The organism is Paenibacillus sp. JZ16, from assembly GCF_015326965.1.
In the GTDB taxonomy this organism is placed as follows: domain Bacteria; phylum Bacillota; class Bacilli; order Paenibacillales; family Paenibacillaceae; genus Paenibacillus_AQ.
Genome location: NZ_CP017659.1, coordinates 863,501 through 888,430 on the forward strand (window position 1 = coordinate 863,501; position 24,930 = coordinate 888,430).

The following is a 24,930-nucleotide window of genomic DNA, read 5'->3' on the forward strand; positions in this document are numbered from 1 at the left end:
CCATTCGCCAGATCGCTTCATTCACAGCGTTCCATCCCGGCTTAGCCTGACGGTTCGGTATTCCTGCGGCGTCATGCCGGTCCATTTTTTAAAAAAACGGGTAAACGATTGCGGCATTTCGTATCCGATCAAACCACCGACCTCGGCTATCTTCAGTTCTTCCCTCTTCAGAAGCTCCTTCGCTTTGCGGATCCTGAGTTCGTCCATATAATCCGATAGATTCACGCCCCTTTCCTGCTTGAACAGCCTTGATAAGTAAGATGGATTGAAATGAAATTCAGCCGCCAGCCTGACAAGGGACAGATCCTCGCTGAGGTTTTGTTCAATGAATGAACAAATTTTTTCAATGACGCCGGCAGCCCTCTTCTGCTCTCCGCTTTTCCGGAGGGAAAACAAAACGTCAGCAACGCCTTTCAAATAACCGAAGGCTTCCCTCCACGAACGATAGTCTTCCAGTTTCATCAGGCCGAACGAACCGATCTCACGGATTTCCCACCGATTGATGTAAGACAGAAGCACAAGCGCAACCGTATAGCAAAGCTCCGTCATATTGGGGTCTCCCCGCTCGAGTTCGTAAGCTGCCGGTTCGGTCAAGTCATCGAACAGCCCCATGAACTCCTCTTTTCTGCCTGCTTCCAAATGGACGGCCAGCGCCTCGAACTTATCGCGCAAGGATCTGTTAAGGATCATAGCGGACGACGCGGATTCCTTGCTTGGAAACACCTTCTGGACCATCCGCGTTCCGTCACCGGTCCGATCATGCTGGTGCCGTCTCATTTTATCGTACATGGCAGGCAGTCCTTCCCAGGCGAATGCCTCACCGCATAGTGTCACGGCAACCGACGCGTCAAGCGATTCCAGGCAGGATTGCTGAATCAGCTCAAACGTTCCCTCCAGAAACATGACTGTAAGTGCGAAAGCGTCCGTCCATTCCGATCCGCTCCACCGCTTGGGCTGGATGAGCCAGATCAGATCCCCGTATCGATCGATGAATCCATTGCTGCTCGTCCGCTCTGCCAAGAAAGCCTCTGCCAGAAACTTAACCGCAAGCGCCGTCTCCCGACGGTCGACATACGTGGGGGATCTTCCCGCGGAACCGCCAGACGTTACGCTGCCCAGCCCGATCAGAATCGGCATGGACGCATCCAGCGGAATTTGCAGGCGCCTGAAGTCTTCCTCCAATTCCCGTTCGAAGAGCACGTCGTGGAATAACAAATTTCGAAAATAGTCCCCGTGAGCAAGCGTCTCCAGCGTATCCAGCTGCTCTTTCGACCGCCGGATCAGATCATTCGCCCGCAGCGTCTCTTCCAGTTCCTTGAGCGCTCGCTCGACGGCCGCGATCAATTTCGGGTAGCCTTCGTTTTTGAGCACGTATTGCACGTCCGGCGCTTGAATCGCTTGATAGACATAATTGAAGTCGTTATGCCCTGTCAGGAACACGATTTTGCACTGCGGCCAATTGAGACGTATCGTTTCCATCAGCTCCAGGCCATCCATGCCCGGCATGCAGATGTCGGATAGTACGACATCGACCCGCGTCCGGTTCAACAGTTCCAGCGCCTCTTGCCCCGAATAGGCTTTATAGATGTCCAGGTCAAGGTTCAATTTTCCGAAAATATCCGCCAGCCCATCGGTGATAATTTCTTCGTCGTCAACGATCAACATTCTGTACACTTGACGGTTCACCTCCATCGCCAAGAAGAATCGTTACGGAAAGCCCCCCAAGCTCGCTACGTTCTGTCCGTAATCCGGCATGCTCCCCGAATGTGATGCGGATCCGGCGATGAATGTTCACCATCCCTGTCGTTTCGGCCTGGTCCTGTTCCTCGTACAAGGACTTCCGGATCAGCTCCAGCGCCTCGTCCGTCAACCGGTCTCCGTTATCCTCCACGATGACGCGAGCCTGGCCGTCCGCCCCTTCGAATCGCACCACAATCAAACCATTCTTCGTCTTTTTTTCTAGGCTGTGCTTGAAGGCGTTTTCAATGATCGGTTGAACGATCAACCGCGGCACGCGAAGTTGCCGCAGCTCATCCGGCAGCGGATCGAAGCGTACCTGAATCCTTCTCGAAAAACGTAACTCCTGAATTTCCGCATACATTCTCGCATGATGAACTTCCTGTTCCAATGCAACCAAATCCGATGCATTCCTCGTCACGAATTCGAAATACTCCCCGAGCAGCGTCGTAAACTGTTCGATCCGTTCCGTATCTCCCGTCTTGGCCATCGTATTCAGGATAAAAAAGCTGTTGTATAAAAAGTGCGGGTTGATTTGCGATTGCAGCTGCTTCAGCTCCGCCCGCTGCGTCATGATTTTCTGCTTGTAGACTTGATCGATCAAAGAGCGCAAATTGTCCACCATCTGGTTAAACCTGCCGTATAAGTACCTGAACTCGTCTTTGGATTCATGGGCGATATGGATGCTCAGATCCCCGTGCTCGATCCTTCTGAAGCCTTTAACTAAAGCCAGCATAGGTTTGTGGATGAATTTATAGGTAGACAGCGCAAAAACGCCAAATATCCCCAGCGCGGCTGCGGCAAATCCCCATGCCCATTTATAGAACTTGCTCAGCGGCTTCTGTACGACCTTCTCGGGAATGAAACGATAGATCGACAGCGCTAGCTCCGGCGAGTGCGCCTGCACGGCATAGTACTGGTTCCCGTTTACCGTCAGCCGCGAAGGAGTGTCCTTCAGGAGCCCCGGGATTTCCCGCAGGAAAAGGGGGAGGCTGACGTTAGTCAGCTCCCCTGTCCCGTTCGCGACGGCAACCTTGGCGCTGTCCGACAGGAGCAGCGTTCCGCTGCCGGGGTACGTATTGAATTGAGCGAGCGCTTCTTGCAGCCGCTGCTCGTCCAGCTCGATCTCGACCGTGAACAGCGGCTCTGCCCCTTTGATTCCCCGCTGTTTCATGGCGCCAAGGAACAAGCCTCCGTTCCATTCAATGAGCTGAGAGCCGCTGCCAAAGACGGAACGGATTTCCCTGAAGCGTTCGGTCCTGAATTCACGCACCCCATCGCCGGCTGAAATCGTGCGGCCGATCGCCGCAATATGAACACTGACATCCTTGATATACATGCTGCTGTTCTGAACGGTATACAGCCGCTTGATCAACGAATTCATGTTCTCGGTACGGGCGATCGTCGCCATCGTCTCCCAGGTCAGGACAAGTTCATTCAGGTTATCATCCTCCAGCAGGCTGTACTGCAGCATTTTCATGCGTTCGATTTCGTTTTCCAGATCGGTCAGGTAGAATTCGGATTGCGCCGCTGCCGTCTTGGTAATGTCGGAGCTGGCCGTTTGCACGTTCCAATGGTAAAGATACACGGCAAATAACAGAATCGGCACCATAATGAGCAGAAACGTCACGATCAACCGGAGAAATATCGTATTGCGCAGCGAAAAGTCCCATCGGAACATCAATGGCATTGCCCCCAGCATTTTTTATTCGATTATAGCCTACATTTCGTCAGGACAGCCAGACTTATGTCGGGCAACATCGACTTGCGCTGTGTCCTTAGCCTTAGCCCTTCACGCTTCCGAGAACGATCCCCTTTACGAAATATTTCTGCAAGAACGGGTATGCCAAAATAATCGGAAGCGAGCCGAGAAAGATCTGCGACGATTTCAATGTCCGATCCGAAATCAGCGCCAAATTCAGCATATCGTCCCTCGACATATTCGACAGGTTTTGCTGGATTACGATCGTTTGAATATAGCTTTGCAGCGGATAATTGGACGGGTCTCCCATCAACAGCAGTCCGTCGAACCAGCTGTTCCAGTGCTCAACCATGGAAAACAAAGCAAGCGTGGCAAGCGCAGGCTTGGATATTGGGACAAATATCGACCACATGGTCCGCCAGTGGCTTGCTCCGTCGATGAGCGCCGCCTCTTCAAGCTCCTTCGGAATTTCCCTGAAAAAATTAAGCAGCAGAACGACGCTGAACACGGGAACCGCGCTCGGCAAAATCAATGCCCATATCGTATCCAGCATGCCGTATTCTTTTATCGTTGAATACCAAGGAATCAGGCCGCCATTAAACAGCATCGTGATGAAAAAGATCCAAGCGTACGCGCTCCGAAGCCGAAAAGAACGTGTCTCTTTCGATAACGGGTAGGCAATCAACACGGTCAGCAGCAAATTAAGCGGAGTCCCCAAACCGATCCGGGTGAGCGACACCAGCATCGAATCCCAAAACTCGTGGCGGCTTGCCGTATACATGTAGGAAGCCAGCGTCACGTCGACAGGCCACAGCTTCACATATCCCGCCGAAGCCGCCGCGCTGGAACTAAAGGAAACCGCAATGATGTGAATCAAAGGAAGAACGCAAATCAGCGAGATCAAAATCAAGAAAATGGCATTGATTAGGGAAAACCACTCAAACCGCCTTTTTTGCCGGATACGGCCCCCTTCAGCCGAAGATGGCACCAATCGTTGCTGCATCGTTTCCCCCCCTTAAAATATCCGGTATTTCGCAAATCGATAAGCCAAAAAGTAGGAGCCCGATATCAGCGTGAGCGATATGACCGATTTAAAAAATCCGACCGCCGTCGCCACCCCGTACTGGGCATCAAGCAAACCGATCCGATACACGAACGTATCCAGAATGTCTCCGCTTTCGTACACTTGCGGGCTGTATAAATTAAACACCTGATCGAAGCCGGCATTCAGCAGCTGTCCCAGGCTTAACACCGACAACAGGACAATTACCATCCGCATGCCCGGAATCGTGATATGCCATATTTTCCGCCAGCGGTTCGCCCCGTCGATCGTTGCCGCCTCGTATAACCCCGGATCGATCCCCGTAATCGCGGCCAAGTACACGATCGTGCCGTACCCGAAGTTTTTCCACACGTCGGAAGCAATGAGCGTGAACGGAAACCATTCGTTATCGCCCAGGAAAAAGATCTTGGGGATGCCAAGCAGGCCGAGAAACCCGTTGACGATGCCTCCCGACGGGGAAAGGATATCGATCAGGATGCCGCCAAGCACGACCCAGGACAGGAAATAAGGCAAGTAAATGGCCGTTTGGACCGATCGCTTGATCACATTGTTTTTGAGTTCGTTCAACAGGACGGCAAACACGATTGGAACGATGAGCCCTAGAATGAGCTTGAAGCTCGAAATAAACAGCGTATTCCACAAAACCTGCGTAAAATTCGGCAGGCTCATCACATACTTGAAATTGTCCCAGCCGACCCATTGCTGATCGCCGAAGAGGCCTTTGGCAGGGATAAACCTCTGAAATGCGATCGTGATGCCGGCCATCGGAATGTACGAAAATAAAACGATCAAAATCAATCCCGGCAATATCATCACATGGAGCGGCAGCTCTCTTCGCCATTTCGCTTTCATTCGTGAACCTCCAATTCCTAGGTAACAGATTCGGAGGGAGTAACGACAAGGTTCTCCCTCCGGCCCCGGATTATCGCTTCGCCTGTTCGTACCACTCGTTGACTTCTTGCGTGATTTGATCCCCGCCGAGCTTTTTCCAATCCTCTACGAACCGGTCGAAGGTGTCGATGGATTCGCCTAAAATAATCTTGACGAAAACCTCGTTTTGCATTTTTTCGAGCGTCGTCTTGCGCTCGACCATCGTCGGGGTCGGAGCGCCGACGAATTTTTCCTGCAGGAATTGGTCGTTTTTATCGTATTGGTCGGCGATTCCCATGGAGCCCTGTTCCCCGTAAATCCGTTCCCAGCCCCATAGCGCAAAGCCTTCGGATGAGCCCGATTCGTAAGCCTCCAGTTTTTCCTGGATCGTCTTGGCCTCTCCGGTTAACTTCGAGAAGTCGCCGGCCTTGCGCGCCGCATCGATTTCCCGGAACGCATCCACGTTCTTCATGACCGGATACGGCGTGACCGGAGACAGCTGCCATACGCTTTCGGCTTCCGGCGGCGCAAAGTATTTATCGAATTCGGCGGTTTCCCCCCAGTTTTTCTCGAGATGCAGATTGAACATTTTGATGACGGCTTCCGGATGTGCCGCATCCTTCTTGACGGCGAAGAATCGGGTGGTGCTGAATTTGAGCGGCACCTTCGGTGCTTCCCCCGATTCGGATACGATCGGGAACGCTTGCCACTGCGCATTCGGATCGTTATCGCGGTTCAGCTGAAGCGGCCAGATGGAATTCCACTGCTCGCCGTACTCCATACCGATCTTGCCGGCCGAGATTTGCTCCGAAACCTTGCCTCCGTCTTTGATACCGAACTCTTGGTCGATCTGTCCGTTTTTGGACATCTCTTGCAAAACCTGAAGCGCCTTTTTCACTTCCGGCTGGATGCTCCCAAAGACGAGCTTGCCGGAGTCATCCTCGATCCAAATGTTAGGGTAGGCATTATAGCCGGCCATAAATCCCTCAAGCCCCATCGCGCCCCCCCATAAATCCTTCGTAACGCCAAGTCCGTACGTATCCTGCACACCATTCCCGTCCGGATCGTTCTCCGTAAACGCTTTCGATATGGCCAGCACGTCAGCCATCGTTTTCGGCGGCGCAAGTCCCAGCTTCTCCAGCCAGTCCGTCCGGATCCAGATGTACATGGAACGCTCGATCGAGGATTCCAGTTGAGGAATTGCCATCAGTTTTCCGTCGAACGTCGCGGCGTCAAAAGCACTCGTCCCTTCTTGAAGCAGCACTTCCTTCGTCATCGGGGAAGCGTACGTTTCGTAAAGTTCCGTCATATCCATGATTTGGTCCGAATCCGCCAATTGCTTGAGCTGGGTGGCGTTGACCGGAATCACGTCCGGAAGGTCGCCCGAAGCCAGCGTCACGTTAATTTTCTGCAGGTATTGGTCGGAGGTTGGACTGCCTTTGACCACCCATTTGTACTTGACTTTGATGCCAAGCTCCTGCTCATACAATTGTGTCCATCGATTGTTGTCGATCGTTTCGTCTTTAAGCACGCCCAGCACGTTATTTTCCACGACGTCGCTAAGATCCCTTACGAACGATACCTCGATTGGCGGATCATATTTGCCGAAAGGGCCGTCATTCGCTACGGTGCTTGGATCGGTCTTGGCCGTTTCGTTCGAGCTGCCGCTGCCGGACCCGCTGCCTCCGCAGGCCGAGAGCAGGAGTGACGCCATGAATAATACGGATATCGCTCTTCGCCATACTGATTTCCTTTTTTGCATTTGCATCCCCCGTTCCAATGGATTCATCACCTGTACTTGGTTACGCTTTCATTATCACCGACCTCCCTTTGTTCCAACAAGCCTCAACTCTTTACATCACTTCTCCGCTGTTTACCCTTATGCAATTTTGTACATGACAAAGCCCCGACTTCATGATTGAGGTCGAGGCTTCGCTGATCCGTAAAATATTTTATATTTTCAGTTCTCAACTTGAATGTTTGTTGACGCGTCAATAGGTCTTCCCATATTCCTCCAGAGGATATGGTTACCATCATGTATTCGTCCACATAGTCGTATTCCCATTCCATAAATAAAAAAGCAATCCGATAACCTATTAATAAAAAGAATAATATGACAATAGGCTGCCATATATAATCTTCTTTTTAGATATGAATAGAGCCTCTAATCGCCATTTAAGTTATTCGCATTGAAAATGGTTTAAATACAATTAATACAATATAATGATTATGAACTTTCATAAGAGGATTTAATTTCAAGGGTTGTTCATGTTAAGGGTGGTGAAAAATAGCTATGCGTAAAAAAGATAGGAACGTAACAGGTATTCTATTGGCCATAATTTACTGTGTTGTTCTTTTTGAGATTTTAATTGATGCACCCCCTGGTGAAGCTCCAAATAATCCGCCTTGGGCTTACGCAATGATTCCACTTGGAGCTGTTGTAATCACTTCTCTTTTTGATTTTGTGATCAAATTCGATTTCTTCAAAAAAAAGAAAAAGTGAATGGAGTGCACATGTATTGGATCTCACAACTTCTCCGACAGGGCCGGCCGCGATGCGGTTAGTCGGAGCGGATGCGTCCGCCTAATCCTGCTCCACTACCTATCTCCTTTTATTTTTAATGATAAATGATATGAAAATCTCTATCTCTTGTTCGGGATTGAACATATAATTCTAAAATGGTCCTTTCGGTAAAACGATTGGATCGTTTTTTTACCATTTCTTTTTCTTATTTCCAAATAGGGCTAGCTTCAGCAAATAGGCTCCGTCTTTTTTGATAAAAGGAATGGTTGCAATTCCTAATACGACGATATAAATAGATGCAATCGTAAAACAAGTTGAGGTAATTTTAGAGTATTGGAACAAACTCGGAGTATCCGTAAAGTAGCAAATCAATTTCAAGATAGATATGTTCAAGGCTATGGAGACCAAAGCCACAAACCCTGAGAGTGTACGTTTTCCCTCATTTTCAAGTTTTTGGGCACGAAATATCATCGACCAGAATAAGGATGTCCATATATAATACAGAATAACAATCAAAAACCAAATAAACCATAAAAATGCTAAGATTAACAATAGTATGTTCCCCAACTCCTTCGGTGAAATCGTTGACAGGTTCATCTCCTACTAGGGTTATCATCCGCTACTCCTAGACCTTAAGTGTTTTCCTTTATCCAAGAACGCAACTTATCTGCATAGAAAGAGCGTTCATCTGGATCGGACTGAGAACCCATTGTCAGATAAAGTTGATCATTCTCATATCTAGGGTAAACATGGAGATGATAATGCCACACGTCTTGATTGCCAGCAGGTTCATTATGTTGCCGCGTAGATATTCCATCACATCCATATGTACTTTTCATTGCAAATGCTGTAAGCTGAGCCGCGCGGTGAATTTCCACAGCGTAATCCATAGGGAGTTCAAAGATGTTCTCGAAATGTTGATTAGGAACAACAAGAACATGCCCTTTATTGTTTGGCCACCATTTGCTCGCGATAAATGCCGTTACCTTTTCATTCTGATAGATGATTTCCCTTTGTTTTGTTCCCTGATTAGGTCGCTCGATACCCCAAATACGACAAAATGGACATTCGTATCCTTCGGGCTTATGTGAAAATGATGCTGTCATCTTTCTCATTCAACTCCTTTCATTTTTCTCCAAACAGCTATTAGACGCAGTCAGCTTCTGTCCGTTGCGTTATTGTTAGCAAAACGCGGCTTCCGATCCATCCGGCAGCCGCGTTGTAGTTATTTATCAAGCTAAGGTCACCCGTCCGTTAGTTCAACCTAAACTCCATTTTTCTACTCTTCGTTGTCATTCCAAATGATGTATAAAACGAATATGCAGAAGCATTGTTCTCCGATACCCCTAATTCAATACTATCGACTTTCAGGCTTCCTCCGAAATCAATAACATATTGCATACGTCTCTTTCCCACTCCCTTATTTCTATACGTTTCGGAAACACACAAACTATTTACATATAATAGCTTTCTCGCATTTACAAATGAATTTTCCGTTATGTCTTCTTCCTTCGTCACTACTAGTCCGATTATCTCTAAGCCTATGGTAGCAACAAAAATATGCTGTTTGTGATCAATTAGCTGGCTTAAGAAAAATTCCTTCCCGACTGGTGTTGAGTTTTCTTTATACAAATCGGGTCTTTCAAAAACGTGGAGATCATGAACCTGCCTAAACAAAGGTAACAAAGACTCGTAGTCATCTTGGTGAGCGTTTCGGATAGATATATCCATATTTCTGGCCTCCAATATTTTAACATATTATATCATGATTTATTTTCGGCTTTTTCTAATCTGCATTATTTCGAATATTTCAATGATATAAGGTAGTTGATCCCGATCTTCTTTGCCCTTTTCATAGGTATTTGCCTGCGTTTATATTCTTCAAAACCTAATTTAGAATAGAGTTTCATGGCTGGGATATTGGTATCAGCAACTTCTTCAATCAAGTAAGCCTCATAAGGTGTATCCTCAAGGATATGACGAATCATTTGAGAAGCAATACCTTGCCCCCTGAATTCGGCAGCTGTTCCTACGAATTCGATTGAGCCTACACCAGGTGAAGGATTAACAAAGGGAGTTTCAAATTCTTTTTTCAGGAAAATACCAGCTAAACTTCCTTTATAAATGCCTAAATGTTTGCGAAGCTCCTTTGTATCAAGTTTAACCGAGAGTGAAGTTCCATCCGTGCAAGAAGCCATCCCGATCACTTGTCCCTTGTATAAAGCCACATAAAATTGATCCAGAGCGAACATATGAGCGAACGCTGCAGCAATCTTCTTAGGATCCTTGGAGAAAAACCCTAGCCATTGTGTGAATCCCTCTGCGAATATTTCAGATATCCCTCGCCTCACATCAAACTCGGCCTGATCAGCTTTAACCACGTTAATCATGGTTTGGTCACTCCCTTTCCTTAAATAGAAATGCGGTGAGGATAGATGGAGAGGGCATGGTAAAGTTGCTCTTTAGTAATACTTTCATCTGAGCCAATCCCTGAATTGACGCATAAAAAAGAGCTGCCATTTCCTGCGCATCACCCGAGTGAAATTCCCCGCGCTCTTGCCCCTTTCGAATGAGCTGTGCCGTAGAATCAAGCAGCCTGGCATTTACCTGGAGGATCTGTTCATAATGTTTCGAGGCTGTGGCGGCTCCAGCTAATAGAGATTGATTAATAAGGATCAGTAGATGGGTTAGTTCCTCCCCGCTGATCATGTCCGTGTAGACTTCGTCGACAAACTGTGCCATCAACTTTTTAGGGGATTGGTCGGATTCAAAGAATGTAATATTGCGTTTCAATCCTGCAACCGCGTAAGCAACCAACTCGTTAAATAACTGATCCTTGTTTTTGTAATGACGATACAGCAGCCCAATGCTAATGCCAGCTGTATCCGCAATATCTTGAACATTCGTCGAGCCAAAACCTTGATTAACAAATAACTGCATCGCGGCTGAATGGATTTTTTCCCTAGTAACATTGCGCATTTCTTCAAACTGTTCCTTGCTGCGTGGCAAACAGTTCCCCCCTTTTTTAATGAATGAAATTTCACTCATTATATAATAGTGAGAGCGAAACAACAACATTCAACTCCAAATTAGCGAAATCAACTTTTACTTATCTATCCGGTAACCGGCCTTTACGGCAATCGGGACAAGAACTTATACCGATAAAACAAAAAAGCCGCTAAAATAGCGACTTTCAAAAGGACCATGTTTATGTACACCGACATCACAATTAGTCCATATTGAGCCGAACATAATAAAAATCAGTCCAAAAATTAATACGGAATGGCTCCGAACCAGCCTTCTACATCTCTACTAGTATCAATCTCGTAAGTCATTTTCATAGCGACTTCATGATTCAGCCTCTTTTTAGCCTGGGATACTTTGTGCAGCTAAACTTCATGAATTCCGGGAGGTCGCAAGCTCTGCTTTCATCCGGACGGTGACGGAGGTACCTACACAGAGCTTCGACGAGACGCTCAGGCCATACCCCTCGCCAGAGTACAGCTTGATCCGCTCGTTCACGTTAAACAAGCCGTAGGAGTTTCCGTTGCCCGAATGATCGCCAGAGCCGACTCGCTCCTCCGTCAGCAGACGGCGGGACAGCTCCTCGTCCATGCCGATGCCGTTATCCGAAATCACGAAAACGATGTCACCTTGATCCAACTCCACAGTAATATTGATAAGTCCCTTCCGGTCCTTCGCCTTACGTATGCCGTGCAGCAATGCGTTCTCGACAATCGGCTGCAAAATAAGCTTAGGCATACGATATGCTTCCAACTCATCCCCCGCTGCCACTTTGAAGTCGAACGAGCCGAAGAAGCGGCTCTGCTGAATTTCGAGATATACCTCTGCCAGCCTTAGCTCGTCCGTCACGCTTACGATGGTATTGCCTTTATTGAGACTCAGGCGGAAATACTTCGCGAGACTGTCAATCATCATGCTGATGTCGGTCGCGCCCTTACCGATGGCGATCCAGTTGATCGTATCCAGCGTATTGTAAAGGAAGTGTGGGTTGATCTGCGCCTGCAGCGCCGACAGTTGGGCTTCCCGTTCGCGAATCTCGGCTGTGTAGTTTTCTTCGACGAGCGTACGCACACGCAGGATCAGGTGGTCGACGCTTCGCTCCAGCATATGGAAGTCACCATTAACCGCCGGTAACTCATGTAGACCGTCAATCGCATCCTTGCCCTCCTTGCCTTCCTTCCGGATGACAGTGATCACGTGGTTGACGCGCCGATTCATTCCCCTCACGATAATCGCCAGAAGGACAAACGGAAGGATCAGGAACAACGCGACATATTCGATCAGCGAGCGCCACTCTGACCGCTTTGTCAGTCGCTGCGTAGCCGGCGACAGCTGGGATTCCGTTCCCTGGGCGACAAGCTTCCAGCCCGTCGGGTCAAGCGTCGTATACAACACATCGCTTTGTACATTGTTCAGCAGAAGCGACTCTGTTCCTTCCGCCCCCTCGTTCAGCGCATCCAGCATGTGAGGTTCAACCGCCGTGCCGATAAGCGCCGCATCAGGGTGATAAACGATTGCGCCATCCTCAGCAACAAGGTATACCGCTGTGCCCGGGGCGAACTGCAGCTCAGATAGAATAGTGGAGAGGATGTCTTGACGGACGTCGATCATGAGCACACCGGACACTTTGTCATAATCATCGGGATCCCGCAGCATACGCGCAGCAGATAATATCGTCTCATTGGGCGCACCGAGATACGACTCCTCATAAACGCCCGTCCATACGATTCCGCCGTTTCCATCGATGATGGAATGAAACCACGGTCTAACCATCAAGCTATCCAGCGTGAAGAAATTGATTCTCTCTTCCGCATACAACTTAGATTTGTCCACGAACACCCGAACATGGAACACGTCAGCATTAGACTGTACGGTCTCGACCAAATACCTCAAATCCTCAATCACCTTGATCTGTGTACCGATGGACTGATCATCCGAATTAATCGATAAGTACGAATGCAGGTTTGCGTTCATGAAAGCGGCGTCGCTTATATCCTCGATGCGCTCCAGCCGGTAGGAGAGATTGCTCCCGGCCTGCTTAAGCGCTTGCTGCATCGTCCGGATGACCTCGCCCCTCAGAATATCCGCAGAACGCGCGTAATAGCCATACAAGAAAATGCCCGCCGGAAGCACAATGAGCAGCAGATACGCGATTAACCAAGAACGGGGGATCGAGAAACGGCGAATCGCCGCTGGCTGGCACAGCGGCGAAAGCAGGCCTGTTACAACGTTCCAGGCTCTACGCATGAGAATCCCGGTACGCGCTAGGTGTAACACCCGTCACCTTTTTGAACAGCTTTGTGAAGTAACTGGGGTCGGTATATCCGATCGCGTAGCAAATATCATAGAACTTGTACTGCGGATCGCGCAGCAGATTCTTCGCTTTGTCCACTCGCACCTGGGTTAAATATTCGCCGACGGTTTGTCCCGTCTCTTGCTTAAACAGGAGACTGACGTACGTGGAAGACAAATAGACCGCCTTGCCGATATCGGCCACGGTAAGCCCGCCGTTAGCGTAGTTCTGATCGATATACCCGCGTACTCGCTCAATGACGTTTGCCACCTTGCCAGTCCGCTTCTCCCGGATGTGTTCGCTGACAGTCGCCAGATACGATTCGATCAGCCCCCGCAAATCCTTTAACGTCTCCTTCGCGTACAACGCCTCCGTTAGCTCTGCTTCCATGATTTCCAGATCGGGGTCCCCCGCGCCAAGCTCCATGAGCAGCTGTCCAATCCCAAGCACCAGCTGCATGCACAGATTGCGGCCGTACTTCAGGCCGTCCGGGCGGGTGTAGGACAAGCTGGAAAAAATCATCTCCACGGCTTCGCTAATCTTGTCCTCATCGTCCGCCTTAAGTGCGGAGATCAGCTTCTCGTTAAGCTCAAAATCGTATCTGCGCATGGCGCCGTCCTCCGGCACCGCCCCCTCCAGACTGTCCATTGTGATGATACGGTTTTTGCCGAGGTACCACTTGTAATCGGCCGCTTCGCGGGCTTGCTTGTAAGCTGGCGCCAGTCCGGATAAGCCGCCTGCCAGATCGCTAATGCCGATCGTCACGCCGATCTTGAGCCAGCGCTCCAGATTGGAGCGAAGATCGCCGGCCAGCGCAAACAATGCCTCCGCCGCTTCGGTTGCTGAATCGCCGCCGGGCTCCGATCCCTGCAGGACGCCTACAAATTCGCCGGTACGATGCTCGAAGGCATACCCTCGCATATGCGTATCCAGCAGCTCCTCGTAGACGTTCAGCACCGAATACCACAGCAGCTGGCGGTCGCGCTCGGAACGGCTGGCCATCACATCGGCAAGATCATCCACGGAGACAACCATCACCCAATAGGAGGCGTCCACGGGCAAATTCAGTCCCAGAAACGATACCCGCTCCGCCAATTCCGACTTCGGCGCACCCTCACTGATCATGGAGAGCAGGAACTTCTCACGCAGGAGCGGCATACCTTCCTTTAGTTTAACAAGCAGCTCCTGCTTATGAATCCGTTCGGAGCTCTCCGCGTCCAGATCGGCAACGACGCGTTCAATGACCGTACTCAGCTCCTGCAAATTAACCGGCTTGAATATATAGTCGACCGCGCTGACCTTCATTGCCGACTTGAGATAATCGGCGTCGTCGTGCCCGCTGACGAATATGATCTTAATGGAAGGATATTCGGCCGAGATACACTGCGACATTGTAATGCCGTCCATGGTCGGCATCCGGACATCCGTGAGTATAAGATCGGGCTGATCACGGGTGATCATCTCGAGAGCCACGTCTCCGTCATCCGCTTCGCCCGCCACTTCAATTCCGTAAGCAGCCCAATCGAAATAAGTGCGCAGGCCCGCCCGGACCGCCGGTTCGTCATCCACGATAAGCAATCGATACATCGCCCGCCATCTCCCTTCTCCTAATTTATCGGCCTAACAGTCTAGCGTCTTGATTGGCAAGCTCGGCTTGCACCTTGTCGATGTCTACTTCGCGAACGGACACGCCGTCTTCGAGGGAGATTGCGGCCGCAATGCCCGCTGCTTGACCCAGCGCGTAACAAGTCGCTTGGACGCGCATCGAGGACATGGCGACATGCGTTGCGGAGATCGATCTGCCCGCAACGAGCAGGTTATCGATATCGCCTACAGGCACCATCGTGCGATACGGTATATCGTAGCCGTCGACGCGGCGCTCGTCGGTTGTCTTGCCCGCGTCCGGGCTATGAATATCGATCTCGTAATTTGTTTGGGCGACCACATCCGGGAAACGCGTACCGCTTACAACATCTTGTTCGGTCAACGTGTATAACCCTTCGATTTGATTGGTCTCCCTAACACCTGTCTGCGGAGCGATGTGTGCGATGGCATATGTCTCGAAGCCCGTTCTCTGCAAATAATGCGCAATGGAGAACACCTGCTTAAGCGCTTCGGTCTCCGCGTAATTGACTTGCTCCATATCGGCTCCGTTCGCCTTGACGCGCGACATGTTAATCAGCAACACGCCGTCGTCGCGCTGCTTCCAATATAACCTGCGCCCCTGCGGCAGGTCGGATACCTCCTCGTAATAATAACAGCCATCCGGAAGTATCTTCTCTACTGGCTTTCCCGTATCCTGCATCGTAAACATAAGTGTCATCGGCTGCGTGAGTCCATCAGACTCGCGGCCCGAGCGGTAAGGCACACCCGCGTCGATGGCTACTCGCGCGTCGCCCGTGCAATCGATGATGACATCACCTTCTATCGCTCTTAGGCCTTCGCGCGTCGATACGATAACCGCACCGATCCCGCTGCCGCTGCGTATCGTGCCAACGAATTCACAATGGAAGTAGACCGATACGCCTTCCTTTTTCATTTTGTCATTCAAGTATTGGCGTAGCAAAAATGGCGAATATTGCGGCGCGATCGATTCGTCGTGGCCGGCGGGCAGATAGTCGGCCAGCATCTCCTTGACGATCTCGCGGTAGATGCCGGTCACATTGCCGACAGGCATAAACACGCTTACGTTGGCAAGCGTCCCCATCCCGCCGAGCTGAGCGGACTTCTCCAGCAAGATCACTTGTTTGCCGCGTCTGGCCGCGCCAATGGCAGCGGCTGTCCCCGCAGGTCCGCCTCCGATGACGACGACGTCCGCCTTGGTATGGGTTTTCACGTGACGTTCGAACGAATACACTGCATTATTCATAGTGATCTCTCCCTTAGATAGAAGAAGCGGTGTGCGCAAAAAAGGATCACCACCGCTTATCCTGTTTTTATTTAGTCGTTGCGTACCAGTCATTAATTTCCTTTGAAGCCGCTTCCCCGCCCGCAGACATAAATTTGGATTGAAAGTCGGCAAGGCCGTCGATGGACTCCGCGCCGGCAATCAGTTTGACCGTGTAGTCGCCAACCATTGTGCTCAATTGCTGATTCGTCTTCGAATATTGCTGCATGTACGGAGCAAGACCGAGAACGTTTTTGATTTTCACTTCGGCAGGCTGCTCGTTGTTGAGGAAGTTAAACGCTTCGAACATAACCGGGTTTTTGCGAACGCGCGCTTGCCAGTATTGCGGATAGTTTTCTTCATCCGTGCCCGCCATGTAGTTATTAGCCAGGTTGCGCTCGTCGGTGAAGATCGGCTGGATTGGCTCGTATGCTCCGTCTACTATTTTATAATGCGTGCCTTCCACGCCGATCGCCATATTTTTGAACGTTTCCGGCTCCAGGCTTGCATTGATCCATTTGATCGCATCTTCCGGATGCGTTGATGCTTTCGGGATGTACGTCAGACGGTCAAATCCGGCGTTTGCCGCGAAGCCGGCTTCACCGTTAGGGCCCTTAAGCGCCGGCACGAAAGCGAATTTGGCCTCCGGCTTGGTCTTCGCAAGCGAATCCGAGATGGCCGGAATGTCCGCCCAGTGAACGACAATGGCGCCGGCCACGCCGCTTGCGAATTTCTCCTTCGCCGTAGCGTCCTTGTTGGCTACGAATTCTCGGTCGATCAATCCTTTCTCATACAGGTTGCCTACGTAAGAGACATAATCCTTAAATGCCGGGTCCATGACACGCGGCACGAGCTTGCCGTCTACGTCGTTCCATGTGTTGGCGATGCCGAACGCGCCTACGAGGTTGTCAATCATCGATTGGTCGCCCTTGATCGTAAGCGGCACATTGCGGTCGCCGTTGCCGCCTGGGTCCTTCTCCTTGAACTGCGTTAGAACGTTCGTCAGCTCTTCGGTCGTCGTCGGCATGGACAGACCCAGCTTGTCGAGCCAATCCGTACGGATGAGAATGGAGCTGTTGATATCGTACGTCACGGTTACCGGGAGTGCATATAGCTTGCCATTTACCTTAAGCGCTTCCAATGATTCCGGCTTTATAGCCGCCTTAATATTTGGGCCGAATTCGTCGATGAGCGGCGTCAGGTCGACGAGCGCACCCTTCTGCGCATAATCCGAATACAAGGCCATGTCGTTATAGGAAGTGACGATGTCATACGCTTCGCCGGAGGACATGATCAGGTTCAGCTTCTCCGCCCACTTGTCTTGAGGCAGCATATCGTATTGCACTTTGTAGCCCGTTTTTTCTTCGAGCAGCTTGGCTACCGGGTATGCATTGTATTCTTCGTTCTGCCATACGTTCAGTCGCTTTAAGACTGGCTTCTCCGCATCCGGTTTGGTCGTCGCTTCGTTGCCCGTGTTCGTTCCGTTGCCGGAACAAGCAGCCATCGTCATAACCAGAAGCGCAGACATGGCCATGACAGTCATAAGTTTCAATGCTTTTTTCATAATGAGACCCTCCTGCAATTAGTATAATCTATATCATTAATCTCCCCACAACGTCCCGATGACGGGGCGATACTCCGGTACCTGAAGTCATGCCATGACGTGCATCGCATTGCGGGTAAAGTTAATGCCTTCGGAAGCTGCCTTACATGGCCGCAATCAACCTTTAACGGAACCGATGAGCACGCCTTTGATAAAATATTTCTGCAGGAACGGATATACGAGCAGAATCGGGATCGTGGATGCGATGACCGTTGCTGACCGGACGCCTTCCGCGGGCACGTTCATCAGATCGTCGGCCGTCTTATCAAGCGCCGAAGATGTATCGGCGTTCATGACGATGTCCTGCAGGTACAATTGCAACGGCTTCAGCGACGAGCTGTTGATGTACAGCATCGGGTTGAAGTAGTCGTTCCAATAATAAACGGCATAAAACAGACCAATCGTCGCAAGCACGGGACCGCTTAGCGGCAAAATGATACGGAACAGAACCGTCAAATTGCTCGCGCCTTCGATCTTGGCGGATTCCTCCAGGCTGGCCGGCAAGCTCTCGAAATAACTCTTGATGACCAGCATGTTGAATACGCTGATGAGCGCCGGTAGAATGAGCGAGCCTAAATGGTTAATGAGGCCCAGCTCGCGGATGAGCAGATAGTTGGGGATGATTCCCCCGTTAAACATCATCGTGAAGATGAACAAAATGATGATGATGCCCATGCCGGGAAGCTCGCGTTTGGACAACGGGTAAGCGGTCAGCGCCGTAATGAGCAGCGACGCGAGGGTACCGATGACCGTAATCAGCACCGATATCCATAGCGAGTTTAGAAACTGGCTGTTCGTGACAACGAATTTCATCGTGTCGAGCTGAAACCCGACAGGGAAAATTCCGACCTGGCCCGACAGGATGGCCCACTCCTCGCTGATCGACTTGGAAAATACGTTTACAAACGGAAGCAGTGTAATAAGCCCCATCGCAATAAGCACAACGTAGATAGAGCCATCCAGCATAACATCTTTGACGGTTTTCCTATACATGGTCGTTCCTCCTTTACCAGATGCTGCGATTCAGGAATTTGCGGCTGAGCATGTTGCCGATGACGATTAGCAGGAATCCGACCGCTGAATTGAATAGGCCAACCGCCGTACTGAAGCTGTAATCCTGCTGGCCGAGTCCCATCCGGTACACATAGGTGCCGATGACGTCCCCGGTCTCATACACGAGCGGATTATACATGGTCAAAATCTGTTCCGTCCCCGCCTCCAGCAGGCTGCCGATCCGCAGGATGAACATCAACACGATGGTAGGCAGCATGCCCGGCAGCGAGATCGACCACATCTGTCTGATCCGCCCCGCTCCGTCGATGGCTGCGGCTTCGTATTGCTCCTGCTCGATGCCCGCGATCGCGGCGATAAATACGATAGCGTTCCAGCCGATTTCCTTCCACCCGGCCGTGAAGACAACCAAGCTGCGGAACAGGCTGTTGTCAGTAAAAAACGAGATCGGCTCTCCACCGAACGAACGGATGATTTCGTTCACGATGCCGCCGCTTGGTGACAGGATGTTGAGGAACAACCCCGAAATAATGACCCAGGAAAGAAAATGCGGCAAATAAATGATCGTCTGGATTGCCCGCTTGAAGAACATGCGCCGTACTTCATTGAGCATAAGCGCGATGACGATCGGAATCGGGAATAAAATCGTTATTTTGTACAAGCTGATGAGCAGCGTATTAACTAGCACTTGCAGGAATTCATCCGATTGCAGCAACCTTTCGAACTGCGCCATCCCTACCCACTCGCTGCCGGATATGCCGCCGAAGATGTTGAAATCCTGGAAGGCAATGATGATCCCGTACATCGGCGTGTATTTGAACAATAACAAAAACATCAGACCCGGTATAAGCAGCAAATACATATCCAAGTTGCCTCTAATCAGCTTCCAACGCCGTCGGCCGGCGTCTAGGAGGGTTCCTTCTCCTCCGCTGCGTTTGTTCACGATCTCCACCTACTTTTCTCTGTCTTGTCTCTTATTGTAGGGAAGGCGGCCCAGAGGGAGTAGAGGTCGATCCTTTTATTTCTGGTCTTTTCCGACACAGTTTGGGAATGGACCAGGGACTTTAGCGGGCACCGGCAGCTTCGCGTGTCACTTATGAGACGAAGTTAGAGGCGGTACGCCTTCACCTAATGGAAGGGTGTACCTATCGCAAGATCATGGAGCGGTTTGGGATTGCTGACAGACATCGTCTAAAAGTATGGATGAAGAAGTATAAGGAACTGGGCGAGTTTGGACTTGTGGATCAGCGGGGGCGACGTAAGGAATATATCGACCAGAACAGATACGTACAAGCGCTCGAACGGGAGATCAAAATATTAAAAAAGTGCTTGGAAATCTGGATGCAGGAGATGAAACGTATAGATATCTAACGATAGAGAAGGCTGCCAAAGACTACCCGGTCAGCACACTCTGTAAGATCTTTGGTGTCTCCAGAAGTGGCTACTACGCTTTTTTAAAGCGAAAGAAACTAGATCGCGATCGAGAAGATAAAGCGCTCGTGATGAAGGTTTATAAGCACTACAATGGTGTTTACGGTTACCGCCAGCTCCAGTTGTTCTTGCTGCAAGACCATGGGGTCTGGATGAATCATATGAAAGTGCTTCGGCTCATGCAGGTGTTAGGTATACGCTCTCGTATTCGACGGAAGCATCGTTGTAACTACGTTTTTTCTACTGAAGGACGCGTAGCTAAAAATTTATTGAAACGGGATTTCCAAGCAGAGGCGCCCAACCAGAAATGGGTTACCGATATCACGCAATACCGTGTAGGGGAATTCTGGCTGTATCTGTCCGCCATAAAAGATTTGTTCAATAATGAAGTTATTGCCTACCAAACAAGTTATCGAAATGACAATGAGCTGGTACTCCAAACGTTCCAACAGTTGGGACCATCGGGAGGTTGTCTTGATCGACGCCGGTATTCCCTACCGGTTGCCCGTTTTTCAAGAAGTAATGGCTCAAGCCGGGATCCCCTTGGACAAACTCAAAAAAATCATTTTAACCCACCATGACTTGGATCATATCGGAGGGTTGACGGAGCTTCTGAACGCCATACCGCACAAAATCGACATACTTGCCACCGAAGAGGAAAAACCTTATATCCAGGGAGAGAACCGCTGCCGTATTGATCCCGATCTTATCCGCTCCCGCCCGCAGAATCCGCTCCAATCAGCTTTTCGAATTACAAAATCGTCAAACATCGCAAAAACTAGTATTAAACTAACGGCAAAACAGAAACAGCGGCAGCTTTGGACGAGAAAATTAAGTCCTAAAACTGCCGCTGTTTTATGGGGCTATCGTTGCACGTTAGCTAAATTCAATATAGGTATGGCCGCAAAAAAGTTGTTGAGCTCAAGTATGCCAGATTACACCTCAAACGGATAACGGCCATTTCCGTCGCATTGAACGGAAATGGCCTGTATGATGGTACCGAGGTACCTGTGCCGTCAGCTTGCCTTCGCAATTTTTGTGCTGCGAACCGATGCCGTAGCGTATACGACGAGCGCTGTCCAAATGAGTGCGAAGCCGATGAGTAAAACCGGCGAGACCGATTCCTTGAACACGAATATGCTCAGTAACAGCATGATCGTCGGCCCGATGTACTGTACGAAGCCAAGCGTGGACAGAGTCATCCGGGCGGCCGCCCGCGCAAAGAAGAGCAGCGGCAGTGCCGTAACCACGCCGGAGAGAAGCAGCTCGACGAACATAGGCGCAGGCAGCGTCCATGCCGTCGTCTTTCCCACGACGGCCAAATAGATCCAGTAGCCGAGCGCGACGGGCAGGACTACTGCCGTCTCTGACAACAAGCCCACAGAAGCGTCTTGCGCGATCTTCTTCTTCGCGAGACCGTACAAGCCAAACGACACGGCCAGCGAAATAGCGACCCACGGGAACCGACCGTAGTCGATGGCGATGATGAGCACCGCGGCACCAGCGATGGCAATCGCTAACCATTGGCCGCGGTTTGGCTTCTCACGAAGAAAAACGACCGCTAATAGTACGTTGAGCAACGGGTTCAAATAATAGCCGAGACTTGTCTCGACAACATGACCGTTGTTGACCGCCCAGATGAAGATGAGCCAATTAGCAGCGATCAGTAGTCCGCTGGCGGCAAGCGACATCAAGAGCGAACGACTAGCCGCAATCCTCTTTATGTCACCCCAGCGGCGCTGGAGGGCGACGAGAATACCCATGAAGACGAATGACCAGACAACCCGATGTGATAGAATTTCGCCTGCCGGCACATCGTCAAACAACTTCCAATAAAGCGGGAGAACTCCCCACATGATATACGCGATAATAGCGTTAACCAACCCACTGTTCATAATTAGTTCCCCTCTTCTCACTCCGATGCCTTATCGAATTATACGCCTCGATCCTCGCTTAAGTAAAGGAAATAATGGGCCAGCTTGCAGGCATTCACGCTCTTGTCCGGCTGCCGTTGTATTAGCTATAGTCCTCCCGTTAGCTTAGTTAAGCCGCATAGAGTGCGACTTTCAAGGATTGTTATATTATCTCCGCAGACACAGCTACCGGCTAAACATGCGTAAGCTTATCCGGGTTTCTAACGACATAGATTCTCTCAAACTTTCCACGTCGGTGTTGTAAAAATATAACGGCTGCTGTTCTGCCCTCAGCGCGTAGTACGATACCTGTCTCACCGTTCAAAGGGCTAAACTCGGCGTGTACGCTGCCCTGAGACTTTAGCGCATGGAGCGCCCCGGCTAAGATTAGGGCCACTTGATCGCGAGTCTGTATTGGAGAAGTAGCCGCGACTACCTTTCCACCTCCGTCGGTAACGAGGATGACATCTTCACTCAGTAGGGACAGTACGTGATCGACGTTCCCTTGCTCAAGGGATGTGAGGAATCGGCTAACCCAATCCAAATCGACTGCTTCGGCGGCGACCTGCTCTTCCTCGGATATTCCCAACTTGCTTCTTGCCCGGCTCACCAGCATACGGCAATTCGTTACTCGCTTGCCGAGTAGTTCGGCTATTTCGGGATATTCGAATCCAAGTGCCTCACGCAAGACGAACGCCGCCCGTTCCGTCGGAGTCAACCGCTCAAGCAATACTAGCATGGCATACGATAGCATATCGCGACGGACGACCTTATCGACCATATCCTCCTCCGGTGTCCGAATCGGTTCGGGAAGCCAGGGGCCGACGTACACTTCCCTCTTTCTCCGAGCCGACTTCTGCAGATCAAGACAGCGATTGGTTACCATTTTGCACAAATACGCTCTCGGCTCCTTCAATCGCTCGGGCTGAATGTCGCACGCCTTAAAAAACACATCCTGCACCGCATCCTCAGCATCTGCTGTAGAACCTGTCAATTGATACGCCAGCGTGAACAGAAGCGCTTTATATTGATCAAACAATTCCTCCATACACATTCTCACCTTTTCCGGATTGCAAATAATAATGCCCGCTTCCCATGCAACATTGCTGAATTTTCTCGCAGGCTCACCACTACAGGAAAGCTTCGGAGTGATCGGTCACCCACTGTTGGAAGGTGCGAGGTGCCCGGCCGGTTACTTCTTCCATTGTAGGAAGCACTTTAGAGAATCGTTGACCTTGTTTAGACAGATCAAAGAGAGCTTCCACCATTTCCGGAGGCATATGTCGAAGTAACTGTTCACGTGCGAGATCGTCTGTGATCGATTCAAACCCGATTTCTCGCCCCAAAACCTCGCCAAGTATTCGCATTTGTTGCCGACGAGTTAGCGATTCTGGTCCGGTTAACGTATAAACCTTCCCTTCATGTCCGTCAGTGCTTAGCGCTTTTGCGGCGACGGCAGCAGTGTCCCGCGAATCGATCACTGGAATGCTGAGGTCGCCAAACGGTACCCGGACAACCCCCTCGGACCTGATCGAATCTGTCCATCGGAGCGCATCGGTCATGAAGCCGCTCGGCCGCAGGATTGTCCAGGATGCGCCCGATTCCCGGACTGCCTGCTCGGCATTTAAGTGAAGTCGCGCAATGGCATTTTGTACCCCAACTTCAACGGTTGCCGCTGAGAGCAATACGATATGCCGAACCCCGGACTGCTGGGCGATCCGCGGGAAGTTAAAGTCGGCGGCTAGCGGTAACATCCAAAATACTTTTTCCACGCCGTCAAATGCGGATAAAAGTGACTCCGGCTTCGTTAGATCTCCGGCCACCCCCTCAACTTCTACAGGAAAATTCGCCTTCTCGGGATCACGGCTGACCGCCCGCACCCTATAACCGTCCTGGTGCAGCAACCGCACCACTTCACGGCCTACAGAGCCTGTGGCACCTGTAACTAAGATCATATATATTTCTCATCCTTTGCTATTCTTTGTAGGTTAGGTCGATAGATCACTATACCGCCTGAGATGGCGGTATAGTGTGATGCTTGTAGTGCATTAAAATCCAGATGCTACTTTTGCTGCTTCAGTCAATCCGGTTTCAATGATTTGCTGGGCGCGGTCTTGGAATTGATTGTGGCCTTCTACGACAACCGTTTCAATCGTTGTGATTCCCCAAAAACCGAGCATGCTTTTTACGTAATTAACCGACATCTCCTTTTCAGCCAGCGGGCCTTCAGAGTAAACGCTGCCACGTGCGTTAAGGAGCACCACTTTCTTTTCACTTTGCAATCCTACCGGACCTTGTGCTGTGTACTTGAATGTTTTCCGCGGTTGGCTAAGATAAGACAGGTAGGTGAGCAATTGAGCCGGAATCGTAAAATTCCAAAGCGGGAACGCGATTACGACTTTATCTGCTGCGATAAATTGATCTGTGTAGCGATTAGCGATTTGGACTGCTTTTTGTTCCTCGGCCGTTAGTTCACCGCCGCTGGCAAGCTTGATAATGCCCGAAAACATTTCGCCATTGTAATAAGGCAGCTCCACTTCGAACAGGTCCAATTCCGTAATATTGTCGCCAGGGTTTTTCGCCCGGTAAGCATTTACGAAAGCGTCGTAGAGCTTTATGCTGACGGATTGATCACGATCATTAGCTTTAATGAATAGTACATCTGCCATTTATATTCCCTCCTGGTTTTTCTGGAAAATTTTCCTGCTCTTGAAATTAGGATGATGACAGTATCAAGGTAAGAGATGCTAGCTCTCTCCGAAATCAACTCATGTCAAACCGCTCATTCTTCCTCAACTCCCTGTTCCGTTATGCACATATAACGATGCAGGGCTCTGATTTGTAACATCGAGATCGAATCACTTATGAGCAA

The 24,930-nt window shown here is 50.2% G+C and carries 21 protein-coding genes and 2 pseudogenes; 4 read left to right on the top strand and 19 right to left on the bottom strand.

What is annotated here, in order from left to right; translation table 11 throughout:
* Positions 1 to 21: 21 nt before the first annotated feature.
* From BJP58_RS03785 to BJP58_RS03805, 5 genes are all read right to left on the bottom strand, one after another.
* Positions 22 to 1,665, bottom strand: coding sequence for a response regulator transcription factor (locus tag BJP58_RS03785; protein ID WP_233355109.1), 1,644 nt, complete (start codon positions 1,663 to 1,665; stop codon positions 22 to 24).
* On the bottom strand, positions 1,652 to 3,418 hold the full coding sequence (locus BJP58_RS03790) for a sensor histidine kinase (protein WP_194544803.1): 1,767 nt from the start codon (positions 3,416 to 3,418) through the stop codon (positions 1,652 to 1,654). Before BJP58_RS03790 ends, BJP58_RS03785 begins: the two co-directional genes overlap by 14 nt.
* 103 nt (positions 3,419 to 3,521) lie before the next feature.
* Positions 3,522 to 4,442, bottom strand: a complete 921-nt coding sequence (locus BJP58_RS03795; RefSeq protein WP_007130200.1) for a carbohydrate ABC transporter permease — start codon at positions 4,440 to 4,442, stop codon at positions 3,522 to 3,524.
* Positions 4,443 to 4,454: 12 nt separating this feature from the next.
* Positions 4,455 to 5,354, bottom strand: coding sequence for an ABC transporter permease (locus tag BJP58_RS03800; RefSeq protein ID WP_194542858.1), 900 nt, complete (start codon positions 5,352 to 5,354; stop codon positions 4,455 to 4,457).
* 70 nt (positions 5,355 to 5,424) lie between these two features.
* Positions 5,425 to 7,134 carry an extracellular solute-binding protein gene (locus BJP58_RS03805; RefSeq protein WP_194542859.1) on the bottom strand — a complete coding sequence of 570 codons (1,710 nt, stop codon included), beginning with the start codon at positions 7,132 to 7,134 and terminating at the stop codon, positions 5,425 to 5,427.
* 531 nt (positions 7,135 to 7,665) lie between these two features.
* Here BJP58_RS03805 and BJP58_RS03810 point away from each other — a divergent pair.
* A complete protein-coding gene (locus BJP58_RS03810; protein ID WP_071219080.1) occupies positions 7,666 to 7,875 on the top strand; it encodes a hypothetical protein in 210 nt (69 codons plus the stop codon).
* A 653-nt stretch (positions 7,876 to 8,528) separates the two neighbouring features.
* Here the strand turns inward: BJP58_RS03810 and BJP58_RS03815 are convergent.
* The 10 genes from BJP58_RS03815 to BJP58_RS03860 form a co-directional block, all read right to left on the bottom strand.
* On the bottom strand, positions 8,529 to 9,002 hold the full coding sequence (locus BJP58_RS03815) for an HIT family protein (RefSeq protein WP_113059803.1): 474 nt from the start codon (positions 9,000 to 9,002) through the stop codon (positions 8,529 to 8,531).
* Positions 9,003 to 9,150: 148 nt separating this feature from the next.
* Positions 9,151 to 9,627, bottom strand: coding sequence for a GNAT family N-acetyltransferase (locus BJP58_RS03820; RefSeq protein WP_194542860.1), 477 nt, complete (start codon positions 9,625 to 9,627; stop codon positions 9,151 to 9,153).
* 65 nt (positions 9,628 to 9,692) lie between these two features.
* Entirely contained in the window at positions 9,693 to 10,286 is a 594-nt protein-coding gene (locus tag BJP58_RS03825; RefSeq protein ID WP_194542861.1) for a GNAT family N-acetyltransferase, read from the bottom strand.
* A gap of 7 nt (positions 10,287 to 10,293) precedes the next feature.
* The gene (locus BJP58_RS03830; protein WP_194542862.1) at positions 10,294 to 10,905 is read right to left on the bottom strand and encodes a TetR/AcrR family transcriptional regulator; all 612 of its coding nucleotides are present in this window, start codon (positions 10,903 to 10,905) and stop codon (positions 10,294 to 10,296) included.
* A gap of 387 nt (positions 10,906 to 11,292) precedes the next feature.
* Positions 11,293 to 13,167: a cache domain-containing sensor histidine kinase gene (locus BJP58_RS03835; RefSeq protein WP_194542863.1), complete on the bottom strand. Its 1,875-nt coding sequence runs from the start codon at positions 13,165 to 13,167 to the stop codon at positions 11,293 to 11,295.
* On the bottom strand, positions 13,160 to 14,800 hold the full coding sequence (locus tag BJP58_RS03840) for a response regulator (protein WP_194542864.1): 1,641 nt from the start codon (positions 14,798 to 14,800) through the stop codon (positions 13,160 to 13,162). The genes BJP58_RS03835 and BJP58_RS03840 overlap by 8 nt, the downstream gene beginning before the upstream one ends.
* A gap of 25 nt (positions 14,801 to 14,825) precedes the next feature.
* On the bottom strand, positions 14,826 to 16,082 hold the full coding sequence (locus BJP58_RS03845; RefSeq protein ID WP_194542865.1) for an FAD-dependent oxidoreductase: 1,257 nt from the start codon (positions 16,080 to 16,082) through the stop codon (positions 14,826 to 14,828).
* 67 nt (positions 16,083 to 16,149) lie between these two features.
* Positions 16,150 to 17,664, bottom strand: coding sequence for an extracellular solute-binding protein (locus BJP58_RS03850; RefSeq protein ID WP_194542866.1), 1,515 nt, complete (start codon positions 17,662 to 17,664; stop codon positions 16,150 to 16,152).
* Positions 17,665 to 17,820: 156 nt separating this feature from the next.
* Entirely contained in the window at positions 17,821 to 18,696 is an 876-nt protein-coding gene (locus tag BJP58_RS03855) for a carbohydrate ABC transporter permease (RefSeq protein WP_113059795.1), read from the bottom strand.
* A 13-nt stretch (positions 18,697 to 18,709) separates the two neighbouring features.
* Positions 18,710 to 19,657 carry an ABC transporter permease gene (locus tag BJP58_RS03860; RefSeq protein ID WP_194542867.1) on the bottom strand — a complete coding sequence of 316 codons (948 nt, stop codon included), beginning with the start codon at positions 19,655 to 19,657 and terminating at the stop codon, positions 18,710 to 18,712.
* A gap of 173 nt (positions 19,658 to 19,830) precedes the next feature.
* On the opposite strand from BJP58_RS03860, the pseudogene BJP58_RS03865 reads away from it, so the two are divergent.
* From BJP58_RS03865 to BJP58_RS03875, 3 genes and pseudogenes are all read left to right on the top strand, one after another.
* Positions 19,831 to 20,085 (top strand): annotated as a pseudogene (locus BJP58_RS03865) (helix-turn-helix domain-containing protein); the annotation flags it as partial.
* Positions 20,040 to 20,585: pseudogene (locus BJP58_RS03870) on the top strand (IS3 family transposase); the annotation flags it as partial. The pseudogenes BJP58_RS03865 and BJP58_RS03870, both read left to right, overlap by 46 nt.
* Positions 20,569 to 21,099, top strand: a complete 531-nt coding sequence (locus BJP58_RS03875) for an MBL fold metallo-hydrolase (RefSeq protein WP_336245462.1) — start codon at positions 20,569 to 20,571, stop codon at positions 21,097 to 21,099. The pseudogene BJP58_RS03870 and the gene BJP58_RS03875, both read left to right, overlap by 17 nt.
* 62 nt (positions 21,100 to 21,161) lie before the next feature.
* Here BJP58_RS03875 and rarD read toward each other — a convergent pair whose 3' ends face one another.
* The 4 genes from rarD to BJP58_RS03895 all read right to left on the bottom strand — a co-directional run bounded on the left by rarD (position 21,162) and on the right by BJP58_RS03895 (position 24,727).
* Complete coding sequence (gene rarD / locus BJP58_RS03880) at positions 21,162 to 22,040, bottom strand: EamA family transporter RarD (protein ID WP_113059791.1); 879 nt, start codon at positions 22,038 to 22,040, stop codon at positions 21,162 to 21,164.
* A 211-nt stretch (positions 22,041 to 22,251) separates the two neighbouring features.
* Positions 22,252 to 23,106, bottom strand: coding sequence for an RNA polymerase sigma factor SigJ (gene sigJ / locus BJP58_RS03885; protein WP_194542871.1), 855 nt, complete (start codon positions 23,104 to 23,106; stop codon positions 22,252 to 22,254).
* Between the two features lie 82 nt (positions 23,107 to 23,188).
* Positions 23,189 to 24,013, bottom strand: coding sequence for an SDR family oxidoreductase (locus BJP58_RS03890; protein WP_194542872.1), 825 nt, complete (start codon positions 24,011 to 24,013; stop codon positions 23,189 to 23,191).
* Positions 24,014 to 24,106: 93 nt separating this feature from the next.
* Positions 24,107 to 24,727, bottom strand: coding sequence for an FMN-dependent NADH-azoreductase (locus BJP58_RS03895; protein WP_113059788.1), 621 nt, complete (start codon positions 24,725 to 24,727; stop codon positions 24,107 to 24,109).
* Between the last annotated feature and the right edge of the window lie 203 nt (positions 24,728 to 24,930).

Excerpts from the sequence above, each read along its gene's own strand:
- BJP58_RS03785 (WP_233355109.1), bottom strand. The coding sequence starts at position 1,665 with ATGTTGATCGTTGACGACGAAGAAATTATCACCGATGGGCTGGCGGAT.
- BJP58_RS03790 (WP_194544803.1), bottom strand. The coding sequence starts at position 3,418 with ATGTTCCGATGGGACTTTTCGCTGCGCAATACGATATTTCTCCGGTTG.
- BJP58_RS03795 (WP_007130200.1), bottom strand. The coding sequence starts at position 4,442 with ATGCAGCAACGATTGGTGCCATCTTCGGCTGAAGGGGGCCGTATCCGG.
- BJP58_RS03800 (WP_194542858.1), bottom strand. The coding sequence starts at position 5,354 with ATGAAAGCGAAATGGCGAAGAGAGCTGCCGCTCCATGTGATGATATTG.
- BJP58_RS03805 (WP_194542859.1), bottom strand. The coding sequence starts at position 7,134 with ATGCAAAAAAGGAAATCAGTATGGCGAAGAGCGATATCCGTATTATTC.
- BJP58_RS03810 (WP_071219080.1), top strand. The coding sequence starts at position 7,666 with ATGCGTAAAAAAGATAGGAACGTAACAGGTATTCTATTGGCCATAATT.
- BJP58_RS03815 (WP_113059803.1), bottom strand. The coding sequence starts at position 9,002 with ATGACAGCATCATTTTCACATAAGCCCGAAGGATACGAATGTCCATTT.
- BJP58_RS03820 (WP_194542860.1), bottom strand. The coding sequence starts at position 9,627 with ATGGATATATCTATCCGAAACGCTCACCAAGATGACTACGAGTCTTTG.
- BJP58_RS03825 (WP_194542861.1), bottom strand. The coding sequence starts at position 10,286 with ATGATTAACGTGGTTAAAGCTGATCAGGCCGAGTTTGATGTGAGGCGA.
- BJP58_RS03835 (WP_194542863.1), bottom strand. The coding sequence starts at position 13,167 with ATGCGTAGAGCCTGGAACGTTGTAACAGGCCTGCTTTCGCCGCTGTGC.
- BJP58_RS03840 (WP_194542864.1), bottom strand. The coding sequence starts at position 14,800 with ATGTATCGATTGCTTATCGTGGATGACGAACCGGCGGTCCGGGCGGGC.
- BJP58_RS03845 (WP_194542865.1), bottom strand. The coding sequence starts at position 16,082 with ATGAATAATGCAGTGTATTCGTTCGAACGTCACGTGAAAACCCATACC.
- BJP58_RS03850 (WP_194542866.1), bottom strand. The coding sequence starts at position 17,664 with ATGAAAAAAGCATTGAAACTTATGACTGTCATGGCCATGTCTGCGCTT.
- BJP58_RS03855 (WP_113059795.1), bottom strand. The coding sequence starts at position 18,696 with ATGTATAGGAAAACCGTCAAAGATGTTATGCTGGATGGCTCTATCTAC.
- BJP58_RS03875 (WP_336245462.1), top strand. The coding sequence starts at position 20,569 with ATGAGCTGGTACTCCAAACGTTCCAACAGTTGGGACCATCGGGAGGTT.
- rarD (WP_113059791.1), bottom strand. The coding sequence starts at position 22,040 with ATGAACAGTGGGTTGGTTAACGCTATTATCGCGTATATCATGTGGGGA.
- sigJ (WP_194542871.1), bottom strand. The coding sequence starts at position 23,106 with ATGGAGGAATTGTTTGATCAATATAAAGCGCTTCTGTTCACGCTGGCG.
- BJP58_RS03890 (WP_194542872.1), bottom strand. The coding sequence starts at position 24,013 with ATGATCTTAGTTACAGGTGCCACAGGCTCTGTAGGCCGTGAAGTGGTG.
- BJP58_RS03895 (WP_113059788.1), bottom strand. The coding sequence starts at position 24,727 with ATGGCAGATGTACTATTCATTAAAGCTAATGATCGTGATCAATCCGTC.